A 17,517-nucleotide genomic window follows, 5' to 3' on the forward strand; every position below is an offset into this window, starting at 1 on the left:
TAAGTGGTCTTTAATATCTCGTTTTGCCGGTGCTTATTGTTTCAGGCTTTTAAAGTTGATGGCGTTGGAATGGCTCCAGTTGCAGTCAGGACAAGGCCATGCCATTTCGTGCAGACGAAAAAAAACCGGCCATCACTGGCCGGTTTTTCCTGCTGCGGATTAACGTCGCAATTAAGCGCCGTACACCGGCAGCTTCTTGCAGATAGCCTTGACCTTCTCGCGAACGGCGTCGATCACCGCTTCGTTGTTCAGGTCAGCCAGGATGTCGCAGATCCAGCCTGCCAGTTCCTTGCACTCTGCTTCCTTGAAGCCACGAGTGGTCACAGCCGGAGTGCCGAAGCGCAGGCCGGAGGTGACGAACGGGGAGCGTGGATCGTTTGGCACGGAGTTCTTGTTCACGGTGATGAATGCTTTGCCCAGAGCGGCGTCAGCGTCTTTGCCGGAGATTTCCTGCTTGATCAGCGACAGCAGGAACAAGTGGTTTTCAGTGCCGCCGGAAACCACGTCGAAACCGCGCTCGATGAACACGCCGGCCATGGCCTTGGCGTTTTTCACCACTTGTTGCTGGTAAGCCTTGAACTCAGGCTGCAGTGCTTCCTTGAAGCAGATCGCCTTGGCAGCGATAACGTGCTCCAGCGGGCCACCCTGGGCGCCAGGGAATACCGCGGAGTTGAGCTTCTTCTCGATCTCGGCGTTGGCGCGAGCCAGGATCAGGCCGCCACGTGGACCGCGCAGGGTCTTGTGGGTGGTGGTGGTCACGACGTCAGCGAACGGAACCGGGTTCGGGTAGACGCCAGCAGCGACCAGACCGGCCACGTGAGCCATATCGACGAACAGGTAAGCACCTACTTTGTCGGCGATTGCACGGAAGCGCGGGAAGTCGAGGATCTGCGAGTAGGCAGAGAAGCCGGCCACGATCATTTTTGGCTTGTGCTCAACGGCCAGGCGCTCGACTTCGTCGTAGTCGATCAGGCCGTTGGCGTCGATGCCGTACTGGATGGCGTTGTACAGCTTGCCCGAAGACGAAACGCTGGCACCGTGGGTCAGGTGACCGCCGTGGGCCAGGCTCATGCCCAGGATAGTGTCACCGGCCGACAGCAGGGCCAGGTAGACCGCGGCGTTGGCTTGGGAGCCAGCGTGCGGCTGAACGTTGGCGTAATCGGCGCCGAATAGTTCTTTGGCGCGGTCGATGGCCAGTTGCTCGACAACGTCGACGTACTCGCAGCCACCGTAGTAGCGCTTGCCCGGGTAGCCTTCGGCGTACTTGTTGGTCAGTACCGAGCCTTGAGCTTCCATCACCGCAGGGCTGGTGTAGTTTTCCGAAGCGATCAGCTCAATGTGCTCTTCCTGGCGCTGAGCTTCTTGCTCCATGGCGGCAAAGAGATCGGCGTCGTACTTGGCAATAGTCAAATCACGGCTGAACATGGCGGTCCTCAAGGATCGGGGGCAGAAAAGGGGGGCATTCTAACCCAATGGGTTTTAGATGGCATATGAAACGGCGTCATGTCACAGACAAGTGGTGTTCATGCGCGTCAATCGAACATGAACAGCGCATCATTGCTGAACTGCACTTCAAATTGCCCGGCCGGCATCGGCCGGCCAAACAGGTAGCCCTGAACCTCATCGCAACCGTGTTCCCTCAGGAAATCCAGCTGCTCATGAGTTTCCACGCCCTCGGCGATCACCGCCAGGTTGAGGCTGTGGGCCATGGCGATAATGGCGCGGGCAATCTGTGCATCCTGCTCGCCCGAGGGCAGGCCATCGACGAAAGTGCGGTCGATCTTCAACACGTCGATCGGGAACTGCTTGAGGTAATTGAGCGATGAGTAACCCGTGCCGAAGTCGTCCACCGCAATGCTCAGGCCAAGATTTTTCAGGCCATCGAGAATCTGCATGGCCTCGCTGACTTCACGCATCAGGATACTTTCGGTCAACTCCAGCTCCAGGCACGCCGGCGGCAGGCCGGTTTCCTTGAGAATGGTGGCGATCCGCGTGCCGAGCTGGCCGTCTGAGAATTGTCGCGCCGAAATGTTCACCGATACCTTCGGCACGCGCACTTTCGCCTGATGCCAGGTCCTGAGTTGACGGCAGGCCTCGCTGATGACCCAGTCCCCCACATCCACCACCAGCCCGAGCTCTTCAAGCACCGGAATGAAATCCCCCGGCGGCACCAGGCCACGGCGCGGGTGACGCCAGCGCAGCAGGGCTTCAGCGCCGGTCAAACGTTTGCCATCGCCGCTGAACTGCGGCTGGTAATACAGCACGAATTCGTTCTGCTCCAGGGCGTGGCGCAGGTCGCTTTCCAGCTCAAGACGCTCCAGGGCGCTGGCGTTCATGTCCGCCTGATAGAACTGGAAGTTGTTCTTGCCGCGCTCCTTGGCGTGGTACATCGCCGTGTCGGCGTTCTTCATCAACTGGCTGAGTTCGTTGCCGTCCTGCGGGCTCAGGGCGATGCCGATACTGGCCGTGACAAAGAATTCGCGGCCTTCGAGCACGAACGGTTTCACCAGGCTGGCAAGAATCTGTTCGGCCACGTGAATGGCCCGGTTCAAGGCAATTTCGCGGTTGGCACGCGGTTGCAGGAGCAGGGTGAACTCGTCGCCGCCCATGCGCGCGACAGTGTCGTCATCGTCGACGCAACCGAGCAGGCGCGTGGCCATTTCCTTGAGCATCCGATCGCCGGCGGCGTGGCCCAGGGAGTCGTTGATCGGTTTGAAACGGTCGAGGTCGAGGAACATCAGCACCACCCAGGACTTCTGCCGTTCGGCGGCCTGCAGTGCCGTGTGCAAACGATCCTGGAACAGGGTGCGGTTGGGCAGGTGCGTCAGCGCGTCGTAATAGGCGAGGCGATGAATCCGCTGCTCGCTGGCTTTGCGCTCGCTGATGTCACTGAAGAAGCACACATAACTGGCGAGGTCGCCTTCGTCGTCCAGCACCGCGGTGATGCCGACCCACGCCGGGTAGTGCTCACCGTTGCGGCGCCGCAACCACACTTCGCCTTCCCAGGTGCTGTGCTGATTGAGTTGCTTGAGCACATAACGCAGGTGGGCTTCCTGTTGCTCGTCGACGGTCAGCATGTTCGGCAGCTGGTCGAGCACTTGCTCCACGGCATAACCGCTGACTCGGCTGAAGGCCTCGTTGGCCTGGACGATGTAGCCGGCCGGGTCGGTGATCAGGATCGCCGAGGTCGAGTGCTCGAATACCGTGGCGGCCATGCGCAGGTCTTTTTCGGCGCGCCGTTGCTGACTGATATCGCGTCCGACACCGAGCACGCCTTCGAAGGCGCCGTGCTCGTCCCAGACCAGCACCAGGCGCAACTCGATCGGGATCTTGCGGCCGTCGGCCCGCAGGCAGTCGAAGAGGAACAACTGGGTCTGCACCTGGTTGCGCAACAGCGCCAACTGGTCGGGCTGGTCCAGCGCCTCGTTGACCCGTTCCATCAGGCTGTAGATACCGGTCAATTGTTGAGGGTTGGCGATGGTCGATTGCCAGCCGTTCTGGAAAATCCACTCGGCGTCGTAGCCCAGCACGGCTTGCACCGACGGACTGACGTAATTGAGGGTCATGCGGTTGTCGGTGGAAAAAATCACGTCGCTGATGCTTTCGGCGAGCATCCGGTAACGCTGTTCGCTGTCGCGCAGGGACTCGCTGGCTTCGATCTGTTCGGTGACGTCCTTGGCCACGCCGATGATGCGAGTCACCTGGTCGTGTTTGTCCCGCGCCAGGGCCTGCTCGCGAATGTCGAAGCGCCGCCATTCGCCGTCGCGGTGCCGGAAGCGCAACTGGCATTGCATCAGTTGACTGTAACCGCCCTGGCGCTGGCTCTGGCGTGAACGGTGGTAGTAGTCGGCATCGTCGGGGTGCAGGAGGATTTCCCAGAAGTACTCGCCCATCTGTTGCAGCTCGGCGCGGTTGTAGCCGAGGGTCTGACCCAGGTGGTGGTTACTGAAAATCATGCGCTGGCTGATCACGTCCTGCACATACAGGTGATCGGGCACGGTACGCACGACATCGGACCAAAACCGTTCGCGCTCTTGCAGCGACAGCTCGATGAGCTTGCGGCTGGTGATGTCCGTGATGCTCAGGATCACGGCCTTATAGTCGGCCGGGTTGTGCGGCAGGCGCAGCACCAGCCACAGATGTTGGTCGCGGCCGGTGGCGTCCAGCAGTTTGATTTCCAGCTCCAGCTGTTCCTGCTGATTGAGCACTGCTTCGAGCATCTGATTGCCGATGGCGCTGCCATCCACTGGATTGCCGTCTATCAGCAAGTCCCAGGCCTGCTGGGAGGTGTTGACGTTGAGCAGTTGCAGGGCGACCTGGTTGACTTCGGTCACCCGCATTTCCTGCAGCAATTGCCGGCGTTGTTCCGGGACTGCGAGCCATGCATGCAGTTGCTCATTGCTGTGCAATTGGGCCTTGTCGAAGATGTTTTTGAGGCTGGCCATATCGAGCACGCACAGCGCAACGCCGGTACCCTCGAAAATCTCCTGATAGCGGCGGCGGCCTTCATGCAATTGGCGCTGGCGGCGGCGCATGTTCAATAGAACGATGAACGGCAGCATGGAGAAGGCCAGTCCCAACAGGCATTTGCCGATGAATGCGGGCAACAGCTCTTCGAGCACGCGCTGGCGATCGAACAAACCGCGCAGTTGCCAGTCGCTGCTGCTCAAGGGAACGGTCAGCACGCTGTTGGACACATCGTCCTCGGTCAGCGTGCCGGGATTGACCAGAGGCAGTGATTCGTCACGACTGATGATCTGGTGGTTGAAGCGGTTTTCCACCAGCCACAGGGGGCGGTCGCCCGTTTCATTGATGTTGGTCAGGGACGAGAAAAACGTCGGCTTGAGGCGCAAGGCCCAGTAACCGCGAGTGCTGCCGCTGGCCTGGTGCAGCAACAGGTGCACCACAGAGCCATCAACGGCATTGCTGAAATAATGTGGCTGGGCGCGACTGCGCCGGACCAGCTCGGCCAGATAATCGGCATCCTCGCTGTTACTGGCGCTGTCATTGAGGATCCTGCCCGAGGGACTGAGCAGGGCCAGGCTGACCAGGTCGGGCAAGGACTTTTGCAGCTTGCGCAGCAACTCCTGCTGTTCGTCGGCACTTTGCGGCTGCTCGACAATCGGCAGCAGATTCAGGGCAATCTGGGCGTTGAGCGCCATGTTCAGGCTGACTTGTGCCGCGAGGTCGGCGGTGTGGTCGATGGTGTACTGGCGCTGGGTTTTCCGGGTTTCGCGCAACTGATCCAGCAACTGCCAGAACATCAGGGCGAGCAGCATCAGCACCAGTATTGCCAGCGCACTTTTCAGGGTTCCGCGCAGGGGCGAACCGGGCGCCGCAGTCGGTGCACTGGTGGTCAGGGGCGGAGGGACGTTGGACAAACTTTAATCCTGCGGTTTGGCTGGGCTGGCGCGACGTGCACTATAAGCCGGACGCCCGAAGGGCGGCTAGCATGCCTTGAGTTGTGGCAAAGTGCCAGCCCTGCTCGGCTGGACGGCCTTCCGTCATTCAGGTAGCTTTGCCGGTTACGCGGGAGCGTTCCAGCTCCTAAAATCAGGCTTTTTCAGCGCGCACATATTGATAGCTTTCAATCGGGCGACGCGCACGGCCTGGCCAGGCATCCCCTGCGCCCTAATCATTCATCTGTCACTGACCCTAGGTTCTCCATGGCTCAATACGTATTCACCATGCATCGGCTGGGTAAAGTTGTTCCGCCGAAGCGGGAAATCCTGAAAAACATCTCCTTGTCGTTCTTCCCAGGCGCCAAGATCGGCGTGCTCGGTCTCAACGGTTCGGGTAAATCCACGCTGCTGAAAATCATGGCCGGCGTCGACACCGAGTTCGAGGGCGAAGCCCGCCCGATGCCCGAGCTGAACATCGGTTATCTGCCGCAAGAGCCACAACTTGATCCGACCAAGACCGTGCGTGAAGTGGTCGAGGAAGCGGTCAGCGTGATCAAGAACGCCCAGGCACGCCTGGACGAGGTCTACGCGGCTTACGCTGAAGAAGATGCCGACTTCGACAAACTGGCTGCCGAACAGGCCAAGCTCGAAGCCATCCTGCAGGCCAGCGACGGTCACAACCTTGATCGCCAACTGGAAGTCGCCGCCGATGCGCTGCGTCTGCCGGCGTGGGACGCCAAGGTCGAATTCCTCTCCGGTGGTGAAAAGCGTCGTGTGGCCCTGTGCCGCCTGCTGCTCTCCGCTCCGGACATGCTGCTGCTCGACGAACCAACCAACCACCTGGACGCCGATTCGGTAGCCTGGCTGGAGCACTTCCTGCACGACTTCCCGGGCACCGTGGTCGCGATCACGCACGACCGTTACTTCCTGGACAACGTCGCTGGCTGGATTCTGGAACTCGACCGCGGCGCGGGCATCCCTTACGAGGGCAACTATTCGGGTTGGCTGGAAGCCAAGTCCGATCGTCTGGCTGCCGAATCCAAGCAGCAGTCGGCTCACGAAAAAGCCATGAAGGAAGAACTGGAGTGGGTGCGCAAAGGCGCCAAGGCCCGCCAGTCGAAATCCAAGGCTCGTCTGCAACGCTTCGAAGAAATGCAATCGCAGGAATTCCAGAAGCGCAGCGAAACCAACGAGATCTACATCCCGGCCGGTCCGCGCCTGGGTGACAAGGTCATCGAGTTCAAGAACGTCACCAAGGGCTACGGCGATCGCGTATTGATCGACAACCTGTCGTTCTCCATGCCCAAAGGCGCCATTGTCGGCGTGATCGGCGGTAACGGTGCCGGTAAGTCGACCCTGTTCCGCATGCTGATGGGCAAGGAAACGCCGGACTCGGGCAGCATCGAAGTCGGCGAAACCGTGCAACTGGCCTGCGTGGACCAGAGCCGCGAAGACCTGGACGGCAGCAAGACCGTGTTCCAGCAGATCTCCGACGGTTCCGACCAGATCCGCATCGGCAACTACGAGATCCCGTCGCGTACCTACGTCGGTCGCTTCAACTTCAAGGGCGGCGATCAGCAGAAGTTCGTCAAGGACCTGTCCGGTGGTGAGCGCGGTCGCTTGCACCTGGCCCTGACCCTCAAGGAGGGCGGCAACGTCCTGCTGCTCGACGAACCGTCCAACGACCTCGACGTTGAAACCCTGCGTTCCCTGGAAGAAGCCTTGCTGGACTTCCCGGGCGCCGCCATTGTGATCTCTCACGATCGGTGGTTCCTTGACCGCGTCGCGACGCACATCCTGGCGTACGAAGACGACTCGCAAGCGGTGTTCTTCGAAGGCAACTACACCGAGTACGAAGCCGATCGCAAAAAGCGTCTTGGCGAAGCCGCTGCCCAGCCGCACCGGGTACGCCACAAAAAACTGGCCTGATGTCGGGCTGGTTGCATCAAAAGCGGAGCCTTCGGGCTCCGTTTTTTTTGCGTTTTTTCAGTGGCACCGCGGTGTATTCATCGCTGGCAAGCCAGCTCCTGCAGGTTCAGCGATGTCCGGGCATTACTCATCCCTGTAGGAGCTGGCTTGCCAGCGATAGCGGTGTAACTGTTGGTGCATAACTTGATTGTTTAATCCTCATTCAGGTGCAACTTTGCCCAAAAACCAGCATTAATTTACATCCTGTGCACCATTTAATTTCATAAAGGCGACATTCTGCTCTATTCCTGTGCGCGATTCGTTTGTTACAGTCCGGCTCAAAATCTTCCAACGACAATAAATTTGCCGAGACTTTTCCATGATCGAATCCGTCGAATCCTTCCTTGCCCGCCTGAAAAAACGCGATCCGGACCAGCCTGAATTCCATCAGGCCGTCGAAGAGGTGCTGCGTAGCCTGTGGCCGTTTCTTGAAGCCCATCCGCACTACCTGACCTCGGGCATTCTGGAGCGAATCTGCGAGCCGGAACGGGCGATCGTGTTTCGGGTTTCGTGGGTCGATGATCACGGCAAAGTGCAGGTCAATCGCGGTTTCCGCATCCAGATGAACAGCGCCATCGGCCCGTACAAGGGCGGTTTGCGCTTCCACCCTTCGGTGAACCTCGGCGTACTGAAATTCCTCGCCTTCGAGCAGACCTTCAAGAACTCGCTGACTTCGTTGCCCATGGGCGGCGGCAAGGGCGGTTCGGACTTCGACCCGAAAGGCAAAAGCGACGCCGAAGTCATGCGCTTCTGCCAGGCCTTCATGAGCGAGCTGTACCGGCACATCGGTGCCGACGTGGACGTGCCGGCCGGTGACATCGGCGTCGGTGCCCGCGAGATCGGTTTCCTGTTCGGGCAGTACAAGCGCCTGAGCAATCAGTTCACCAGCGTGCTGACCGGTAAGGGCCCAAGTTACGGCGGCAGCCTGATCCGCCCGGAAGCCACCGGTTTCGGTTGCGTGTACTTCGCCGAGGAAATGCTCAAGCGTCGGGAACAGACCGTCGAGGGCAAGCGTGTAGCGATTTCCGGTTCCGGCAACGTCGCGCAATACGCTGCGCGCAAGGTCATGGACCTGGGCGGCAAGGTGATTTCACTGTCGGATTCCGAAGGTACGCTGTACTGCGAAAGCGGTTTGACGCAAGAGCAATGGCAAGCGGTGCTGGAGCTGAAAAACGTCCAGCGTGGACGCATCAGCGAGTTGGCGGGGCGCTTTGGCCTTGAGTTCCTGGCAGGTAAACACCCGTGGGGGCTTAGCTGCGATATCGCGCTGCCATGCGCCACGCAAAACGAACTGGATGCCGAGGCGGCTCGGACACTGCTGCGCAATGGCTGCATTTGCGTCGCCGAAGGCGCCAACATGCCAACCACACTGGAAGCAGTGGACCTGTTCATCGAGGCGGGCATTTTGTTCGCGCCGGGCAAGGCGTCCAATGCAGGGGGCGTTGCCGTCAGCGGGCTGGAAATGTCGCAGAACGCCATGCGCCTGCTGTGGACTGGCGGTGAAGTTGACAGCAAGCTGCACGCGATCATGCAGTCTATCCACCACGCCTGTGTGCATTACGGCGAAGAGAACGGTCAGGTCAACTACGTCAAGGGAGCGAACATCGCCGGTTTCGTCAAAGTCGCCGACGCCATGCTCGCCCAGGGCGTGGTTTAAGCCGGTTCGATGCGGATGATCTCGATCATCTGATCTCCAGCCGGGCGTTGCCACAGCACCTCGTCACCGAGTTGCGCCCCGAGCAACGCCCGGCCCAGCGGTGACCCCCAGTTGATCAGGCCGGCCGGCGCGTCGGCCTGATCTTCACCGACCAGTTGCACGGTCAACTCGGTGTCCTGTTCATCGGCAAACGTCACTCGACTGCCGATCTGCACTTTTTCCGTTGAGTGGGCGGGCGGCACAAGTTGAGCGCTTTGCAGGCGCTGATTGAAGTATCTCAAGTCGCGCTGCAGGTCAGCCTCACGCTGCTTGTTCGCCAAGTCTCCCTGTGCGCTCAGCTCTCCCAGCAGGTTTTGCAACTCGGTGACCTTCGCCTGTAATTGGGCGAGGCCCGTGGCCGTGACGTAATTGGGCTGCGCGCTGACCTGCCTTTCGACCGGCTGATCGGCTTGCGCGGCGGCATTATCTTCATTGACGAAGGCGCGGCTCATGGCGTTCTCCCGTTATAGGGTTTGGGCCATGGTTGCAGGTTTTTAGTTTCAGCGGATGTTATCGCGAGCGACAGACCCTTTGCAGGAGCCGGCTTGCTGGCGATGTCAACGCCGCGGTGAGTATGAAAAAACGCGTCGATGCCAATCGCCAGCAAGCCGGCGCCTACAGGTGGCCGACCCCTTCAGTAGTGATACCACTTCACCTCGAGCATCACTTCATTCTCCGGTGTCGCCCAGTGGCTGAATTCGCGCTGGGCGCTCAAGCGTAAACCGAGGTTGCGCGACAACTCCCACTGCTGGTTCAGACTCACGCTACGGCGCACCTCACCATTGGTGAAAAAATCACCCTTTGCCTCCAGGCTCAAATTGCCCAGCGGGTTTTTCCACAACAGCCCCGTGTTGAAGCCCGCTGCTGGAGAAATGAATTCGGCGAAGTCATTGTTGTGCTCTACGCGCACTGTGCCCAAGGCAAAACCGAGCATGTCATCGGCCAGTTGCCAGGTACCACCGCCGCCCCCATTGACGTGGCTGACCAGGTTCTCGTCGTCATGCTTGCCCGGCACCCGCTCCAGGCCGCCGGTGACCTGCCACGACAGTGGTTGCAGCAGCTCGTTGCGTGGGGTCAGGGAGCGAATGGTCGCCAGGTCCAATTGCTGAACCTGCCAGTCATTGCCTTCGTACTGGCGCAGTTTCAGTTGCAGGATTTCGATCTGCGCACCGAGCGGGAAGCTCTCGGAATTGTCGTTGAGGTCGTGGTAGGCCATGCGCAAACCGTATTCGCCAAAGGCGCGGTCGCCGCGGGTGCCGAGGCCAGCCTGCCAGGTGCGGGATTCGTGGCCATCCTCTGGTAGCCCGGGTTGAGGAATGTCCAGCTCCGGTGCCGGGTTCTGATTGATCGCCCGCAGCAGTTCGAAACTGCGCTGCGCCCGCTGCGGATCGCGCTCCTGGCCGTTGGCGCGATAGCGTTCGAGGCGATAGGCCGCATCGATGATCAACGCTTGACGGTCGCGGGCCTGAGCCTTGAATTCCGGCGTTTGCAGCTGCTTCTGGTCGGCGCTGACTTTCAGTACCCATTGCTGTTCTTCGTCGCTCAACGGTTCAGCGCGGCTCAGTAGTTCGCGCTCGCGGGAAGGACGGTATTGGATGGACTCCACCAGCCCGGCCTCTTTCACCGCTTTAACCGTATCGGTGGGGATGGCGGTCAGCGGGAATTGCTCGGTCAGACGCAGGCTCGGACGCGCCACTTGCAGCAGTTCGAGCAAGCGGTAGGAGCAGTTTTCGTCGAAGAAGAAATAGTCGAACTGGATCTGTTTCAGCTCCCACACGTGCTCGACCATGCGCGCGGTTTCTTGCTGGGTCAGGTTCAGGCGGTATTCCCACAGGTCGCGGTTTTCCAGGCTGCGGTATTCCGAGAGTTTTTCCTGGTACGGCACCAGCGCAAACAGGCCGGGATAACCGCCCATCAAGCCCTTCCACGCGTACAGGATGCTGTTGTCGGAGCCTTCGATGTAGGCGCCGAAGTTGATGGCGTAACTGAGCAGCGAAGTTTTGTCGCTTTGCACATCAGCCTGATCGATGCGCAACAAAGTGTGGCCGAACATCGATGACGGGCTGTTCAAATACGCCGCCGGAAAGATCATCACCGCGCTGTGGGGCGAGACATCCTTGAACCATTGCTTGAATTCGGCGCACTCCAGTACCGGCAGATCGGTCAGGTTGAGCTGAGCTTTGAGCCAGCGGGTGCGCGCCGGATAAACGCATTGCGCGTGCTGTTCACCGGCGCTGGCAGGCGCGTACAGCGCTTGCACGGTGGCCGCCAGTTCACGGTCCGGGTGTTCGTTGCCATCGGCGGCGAGGAAGAATTTTTTATCGCTGACATAGCTGCGCCAGCCGCCGAGCTTGGCGGTTTCGTAATGGCCCAGGGAAATCCAGAAAGGGTCGTTGGCCAGTTGCTGCAAACGTTGATTGTCGATAATTGGCGCGGCGGACAGCGGGGCGCAGACACAGAGCGCCAGCCAGGCAAGGCGTTTGAGCATAGTCGGCAACTTAAGTCGAAAAAAATAAAGACCCGGTACGGAAAAACGCCGAAAGTCGAAAAAATAAAACCCGCTTCCCAACGAGAAGCGGGCGGGTCGAGCTTAAGCCTGAGTTGCGTACTTGGCCAGACGAGGATCGCTCTTCAGAACGGCCAGGGTGTTGGTATGCACATCTTCCGCGGTCACGTCAGCCTTGCTGAAGATCTGCTGGAAGTGCTCGTGAGTGACAGCGGCGAAGTGCGCACGGTCTTCCGGCGCCACGCCCAGTACCACGGCGTAAGTGGTCAGCGCTTCGCCCTGACCCTTGGCCATGTCTTCGGACAGCTCGTTCATCATGCCATTCATGGCAAACCAGGATTTGCCGCCATAGGTCAGCGACGCGTTGGTCGAGCAACCGTTGGTACCGGAAGTCATACCGAAGGTCGCGTTGCCGGAGGTGCCGTTGGTGGTGGATGCCAGGAAGTGAGCCGGGGTGCCACGCTGACCTTCGAACAGCATGTTGCCCCAACCGCAATCCGGGCCGCCTGGCGCCTGAGCCATGGCGTTGATGGATACAGCGGTGAAGAGAGTACCGAGAAGAATCCGTTTCATAGCTTTATTCTCTTTATGTGCAAACCAATGGACAAGGGATCTGGCCCGTTCCGGTGCCAGTGGGCCGGTTATTAATCCAGCCGCGCAGTTTGGAGTTTAGGCACGATCGCGCGGTTCCGTGATTTTTTGCAAAACATTCGTTGAAAACAGTGATTTGACGCACGCCCGCCGTGGCGCACCGACTTGTCTATGCTTTGGCCTTAGGCGCTCCTTGCCAGTCAGGCACAGGCAGCGCCAGAATGCCGCTATCTGCCCCGCCTGATGTAAGGAAGCCCGATGCCTGATCCTGTTGCTGCCAGCTTGCGTCTAGCGCCCGAAGCGCTGACCCGTCCGTTTTCCGCTGAACAGTTCAGCTTCTCTACCACCAATGATCTGGAGCCCTTTCGCGGTGTGCTTGGCCAGGAACGTGCGGTCGAAGCCTTGCAGTTCGGTGTGGCCATGCCACGCCCCGGTTACAACGTATTTGTCATGGGCGAACCCGGCACTGGCCGGTTCTCGTTCGTCAAACGCTACTTGAAGGCCGAAGGCAAACGCCTGCAGACCCCGGCGGACTGGGTCTACGTCAATAATTTCGATGAGCCGCGCGAACCGCGTGCCCTGGAGCTGCCCTCGGGCACCGCCGGTGCTTTCATCGGTGACATCAACGGTTTGATCGATAACCTGCTGGCGACCTTTCCGGCGGTGTTCGAGCACCCGTCCTACCAGCAGAAAAAAAGCGCCATCGACCGCGCTTTCAACCAGCGTTATGACAAGGCGCTGGACGTGATCGAGCGCCTGGCCCTGGAAAAAGAAGTCGCGCTGTACCGCGATGCCAGCAACATCGCCTTCACGCCGATGCTCGAAGGCAAGGCGCTGGACGAGGCGGAATTCGCCCAATTGCCTGAAGCCGAGCGCGAACGTTTCCACGAGGATATCTCCAACCTCGAAGAGCGCCTGAACGAGGAACTCGCCAGCCTGCCGCAATGGAAGCGCGAATCAAGCAATCAATTGCGCCAGCTCAACGAAGAAACCATCACCCTGGCTTTGCAGCCGCTGCTGTCGCCGTTGTCGGAGAAGTACGCCGAGAACGCCGCCGTGTGTGGTTATCTGCAAGCGATGCAGGTATATCTGCTCAAGACTGTGGTCGAGCAGTTGGTGGACGACAGCAAGACCGATGCGGTTGCCCGCAAGCTGCTGGAGGAGCAATACGCGCCGAGCCTGGTGGTCGGTCATCCGTTCAGCGGCGGTGCGCCAGTGGTCTTCGAGCCGCACCCGACTTACGAAAATCTGTTCGGCCGCATCGAGTACACCACCGATCAGGGTGCGCTCTACACCACGTATCGCCAGTTGCGTCCGGGTGCGTTGCACCGGGCCAACGGCGGCTTCCTGATCCTTGAAGCGGAGAAAATGCTCAGTGAACCGTTCGTGTGGGACGCGCTGAAACGCGCCCTGCAATCGCGCAAGCTGAAAATGGAATCGCCGCTGGGTGAGATGGGCCGTTTCGCCACCGTCACGTTGAATCCGCAGCACATTCCGTTGCAGGTCAAAGTCGTCATCATCGGTGCCCGTTCGCTCTATTACACACTGCAGGACCTCGATCCGGACTTCCAGGAGATGTTCCGCGTCCTGGTGGATTTCGACGAAGACATCCCGATGGTCGACGAGAGCCTGGAGCAGTTCGCCCAGTTGCTCAAAACCCGTACTTCCGAAGAAGGCATGGCGCCGCTGACCGCCGATGCAGTGGCGCGTCTGGCAACCTACAGCGCGCGTCTGGCCGAGCATCAGGGGCGCCTGTCCGCGCGTATCGGTGATTTGTTCCAACTGGTCAGCGAAGCGGATTTCATTCGCCATCTGGCCGGCGATGAGATGACCGACGCCGGGCACATCGAGCGTGCGCTCAAGGCCAAGGCGACACGCACCGGACGTGTGTCGGCGCGGATTCTCGATGACATGCTGGCCGGGATCATCCTGATCGACACCGATGGCGCGGCAGTCGGCAAGTGCAACGGTTTGACGGTGCTGGAAGTCGGCGATTCGGCCTTCGGTGTGCCGGCGCGGATTTCCGCCACGGTGTACCCGGGCGGCAGCGGCATCGTCGACATCGAGCGTGAGGTCAACCTCGGCCAGCCGATTCACTCCAAAGGCGTAATGATCCTCACCGGGTACCTGGGCAGCCGTTACGCCCAGGAATTCCCGTTGGCGATTTCCGCGAGTATCGCCCTGGAGCAGTCCTACGGTTACGTGGATGGTGACAGTGCGTCCCTGGGTGAGGCGTGCACGCTGATTTCGGCCTTGTCGAAAACCCCGCTCAAGCAATGCTTTGCGATCACCGGATCGATCAACCAGTTTGGTGAAGTGCAGGCAGTGGGAGGGGTCAACGAGAAAATCGAGGGCTTCTTCCGTCTGTGCGAAGCCCGTGGGTTGACTGGCGAGCAGGGGGCGATCATTCCTCAGGCCAACGTCGCCACGCTGATGCTTGATGAAAAAGTCTTGGCGGCGGTGCGCGCCGGGCAGTTCCACGTTTACGCGGTACGCCAGGCCGATGAGGCGCTGAGCCTGCTGGTTGGTGAGCCTGCGGGTGAGCCGGACGAGAACGGCGAATTCCCTGAAGGTAGCGTTAACGCACGGGTGGTGGAGCGTTTGCGGGTCATCGCGGAGATGATCAGCGAGGACGATCTGAAAGAAGCCGAGAAGGAAATGGCGGTCGAGGCGCTGGTGGAAGCCAAGCCGGCTTGATGCAAGCCTGAGCTCCACTTCGATCTAATGTGGGAGCGAGCCTGCTCGCGATAGCGGTCTGACATTCAACATTGTGTTGTCTGGCACACCGCCATCGCGAGCCGTCTCGCTCCCCTTTTTTTACCCGCTGTATCTACGAAAAACGCCATCACTCTGACGTCAATATTCACACTATGACCATTCGGCGCCTTCTGGTGTCGATTGGCCTGCATCTCGTACTTTTCTTCTATTCTCTGCTCAAGGACAAGGACAGTAATCACTGGATCGAAACAGCCTTCCGATGGGGGCTGAATACCGGATCGACCGAGGGTCGCCGCCATGTCGCGCAACCTCTGCCTCACTCGTCAATGCCTGGGTCTTGTGACCCGTATCGAATGCGCCATCAAGCCGTTGGCCGGGGATACGGGGATGTGGACCTTGCTCTTCGCCGCCGGAATGGCAGGCGAGCAACCTTCAGCCATCAAAGCCCAAGGCCCGTTCCATGGCCCGTTCGCGGCTGAATCCATCCTCGACACCATTGTTGAAAGCCTGACGCTGCACGGCTATGAGCTGGCCAATGATCCGCAGATCTGGTGCCTGCATCTGCAAGCCCAATTGCGGGAAATCAATGGCGGTCGTTGCCGGAACGTCGGTGGCTTCGAGTTTCGCCCCGAACACTGACCCCGGCTATTGGGGCAGTTTGGTCAGATCGGCCTTGTCGAGCTTGACCTCGAACCCGTAGGGCACGGTGGCGAGGTCAGTTCGTTGATAGGTCTCCAGGCGCGTCGGTTGCCCGTAGAAATAATGCACGGCAAACAGCGCCGGCCCCTCTGTGCTCGCGACGTGATTGACCGCGAGAATTTCCTTGAGGTAATGGCCGCTGTCGTCCTTGGCGAAGAAGCGCCAGTCCTGCTCGGGAAACAGCTTCAGGTCCACCACCAACGTGTTGCCTTTGAGCTCAAGCCCTTTGGGCAATTGATGGGCATCGAGGGTCTTTTTATCGACTGTCGCAAGAAACAACGGAATGGAGCCCACCACATAAGCCGGGGTTTGCGGAAACAGGTTCAGATCGTAGGTGATGCTGCCGCGCAACGGGTCGACCTGATAGGCCTCCGGTGGCAATTCAATGGGTTCGTCACGTTTGCCGCGGCTGTCCTCGGTGAAGAAACTGACAGGACTTTCGCCGGGGTTGAATGACGTCCCAAGCAACTCATCATTGAAGCTTCGCAGGTGATTGAACTCGATGCGTGCGGCACTGGGGTCTTCGACCGATTGGCTGATGTTCACGCCTTTTTTCAGTTGTTCCTCGGTCAACGCCGCACCCTTGAGCCAGCTCGGGGCTTGATCGTCATACACCACCACGGGCAGGTTCAGCGGCTGGATGGTTTTCTCCGTGGTGATGCGGTCGAAGCGGCGTAGCGGCAGGTTCAAGTCTTTTCGGGTCACTGTAGCGGTCGAGAAATCCAGCAGGCTGACTTCGAGGGTTTCGATGGGGCCGTTGAAATATACCTTCGAGTAACGATGGGTCTGTTGTTTCTCGAAGTTGCGTTGCTCGTCATCAAGCTGTTTTTCCAGCGCCTCGCTCCAGACTTTCTGTTGCTGCATCTTCGCCAACTGTTTTTGATAAAAGGCGATTTGTGCAGCGGTTTCGTTGATGGATCCTGAGCGCGAGAGAAATTGCCCGGTGGCGTCCCTGGCCTGGACGATCAGCGGGTTCAGTGGAACTTCACCGATTTCGGGTGCTTGTGGCGCACTGTTACTGAACTCGACTTCGGCGTAGTTGGTGCCCAGCTTGAGCAGCGTGACGCTGAGATTGTCGTTGGTGCGGGTCTGGCCCACGTCGTTTTTTGTCAGGTCGAAGCTATAGAGGCGACGTGGCGCGATGACCTCCACCGTGCCTTGCAGGCTCACCGGTTGCGGCTGGTTCTTGATGTCGGCGTCAAGCCCATCGATGAAGGGATAAGCCACGGTCAGGTCATCAGGGTTGGTCAGGTTTGAACTCGATGGGCTCAATTGAATGCCCGGATCGGTTTCCGACCATTCCGGTTGAAAGGCAATCACGCGTTTGTTGCTCAGGGTGACCGATTGCCATTCCAGCCCATGGGGAAAGAGGAAGGCCGCCGGAATACTGAAGTTGAAGGGAAACACCGGCTGCAGGTCGGTCAGGTAGTCGGAACTGGAGTCTTTGAGCAGCACGAACAGGCCGTTGATGTAGGTGTCGACCAGCGCTTGTGGCGTGGGGTAGTGCTTGAGCACGGCGAGGACGTCTTCGCCGTATTCGGTTTCCAGCGGTTTGCTGTCGAGCTTGAGTTGCGCCCGCTCGAGTAAAAGCAGCGAACCGCCGAGCTCGGCCACGGCATTCTTGAGTTTCGGATCCTCGATTGCGTCCAGCGACTTTTCGAACTGCGCGGTCTTTTCCTCGAGGCTGATCTGGCGTTTCTCTTCGCTTGGCGAACAGCCACTCAGCAGCAAGGCTAGAAAGATTCCGGCACTCGTCAGGGGTAGTCGCACATCCATTTCCAGTCTTCCTGTCCGATGTCACGGCGATGTCAATGATTTGGACACTAGCAGAAAAACTTCGCCTTACACGCGCAGGTAACGGATTTACCGTTGGTTTATGACGACTTCTGAGTATGGGCAGGTGGCTGTTATACTCGCTTCCATTTTCAGACCACCTG

10 protein-coding genes are annotated in these 17,517 nt (G+C 59.4%); 4 read left to right on the plus strand and 6 right to left on the minus strand.

Going from position 1 to position 17,517, the window contains the following annotated elements:
• Positions 1–171: 171 nt before the first annotated feature.
• Both glyA and KHO07_RS03960 read right to left on the minus strand, forming a co-directional pair.
• Complete coding sequence (glyA, locus tag KHO07_RS03955; RefSeq protein ID WP_150734728.1) at positions 172–1,425, minus strand: serine hydroxymethyltransferase; 1,254 nt, start codon at positions 1,423–1,425, stop codon at positions 172–174.
• Positions 1,426–1,532: 107 nt separating this feature from the next.
• Positions 1,533–5,381 (minus strand): bifunctional diguanylate cyclase/phosphodiesterase, encoded by a 3,849-nt coding sequence (locus KHO07_RS03960; protein WP_212626519.1) that lies wholly within the window; start codon positions 5,379–5,381, stop codon positions 1,533–1,535.
• Between the two features lie 285 nt (positions 5,382–5,666).
• On the opposite strand from KHO07_RS03960, the gene ettA reads away from it, so the two are divergent.
• The gene (ettA, locus tag KHO07_RS03965) at positions 5,667–7,331 is read left to right on the plus strand and encodes an energy-dependent translational throttle protein EttA (protein ID WP_075948376.1); all 1,665 of its coding nucleotides are present in this window, start codon (positions 5,667–5,669) and stop codon (positions 7,329–7,331) included.
• A 358-nt stretch (positions 7,332–7,689) separates the two neighbouring features.
• Complete coding sequence (gdhA, locus tag KHO07_RS03970; RefSeq protein ID WP_150734730.1) at positions 7,690–9,027, plus strand: NADP-specific glutamate dehydrogenase; 1,338 nt, start codon at positions 7,690–7,692, stop codon at positions 9,025–9,027.
• Here gdhA and KHO07_RS03975 read toward each other — a convergent pair.
• The 3 genes from KHO07_RS03975 to KHO07_RS03985 form a co-directional block, all read right to left on the minus strand.
• Positions 9,024–9,518, minus strand: coding sequence for a GreA/GreB family elongation factor (locus KHO07_RS03975; RefSeq protein WP_212626520.1), 495 nt, complete (start codon positions 9,516–9,518; stop codon positions 9,024–9,026). The genes gdhA and KHO07_RS03975 overlap by 4 nt on opposite strands.
• A 182-nt stretch (positions 9,519–9,700) precedes the next feature.
• Positions 9,701–11,554, minus strand: a complete 1,854-nt coding sequence (locus KHO07_RS03980; RefSeq protein ID WP_212626521.1) for a DUF4105 domain-containing protein — start codon at positions 11,552–11,554, stop codon at positions 9,701–9,703.
• Between the two features lie 102 nt (positions 11,555–11,656).
• Entirely contained in the window at positions 11,657–12,145 is a 489-nt protein-coding gene (locus KHO07_RS03985; RefSeq protein ID WP_020798660.1) for a DUF3015 domain-containing protein, read from the minus strand.
• Between the two features lie 276 nt (positions 12,146–12,421).
• Between KHO07_RS03985 and KHO07_RS03990 the strand changes: the two genes are divergently transcribed.
• Positions 12,422–14,860 (plus strand): ATP-binding protein, encoded by a 2,439-nt coding sequence (locus KHO07_RS03990; RefSeq protein WP_150734733.1) that lies wholly within the window; start codon positions 12,422–12,424, stop codon positions 14,858–14,860.
• A 318-nt stretch (positions 14,861–15,178) separates the two neighbouring features.
• Positions 15,179–15,520: a hypothetical protein gene (locus tag KHO07_RS03995; protein WP_075948382.1), complete on the plus strand. Its 342-nt coding sequence runs from the start codon at positions 15,179–15,181 to the stop codon at positions 15,518–15,520.
• Positions 15,521–15,526: 6 nt separating this feature from the next.
• On the opposite strand, the gene KHO07_RS04000 is transcribed toward KHO07_RS03995, so the two are convergent.
• Positions 15,527–17,356 carry a hypothetical protein gene (locus KHO07_RS04000; RefSeq protein WP_212626522.1) on the minus strand — a complete coding sequence of 610 codons (1,830 nt, stop codon included), beginning with the start codon at positions 17,354–17,356 and terminating at the stop codon, positions 15,527–15,529.
• Between the last annotated feature and the right edge of the window lie 161 nt (positions 17,357–17,517).

The sequence above is a fragment of the Pseudomonas sp. PP3 genome (assembly GCF_905336995.1).
GTDB classification, from domain to species: Bacteria; Pseudomonadota; Gammaproteobacteria; order Pseudomonadales; family Pseudomonadaceae; genus Aquipseudomonas; species Aquipseudomonas reinekei.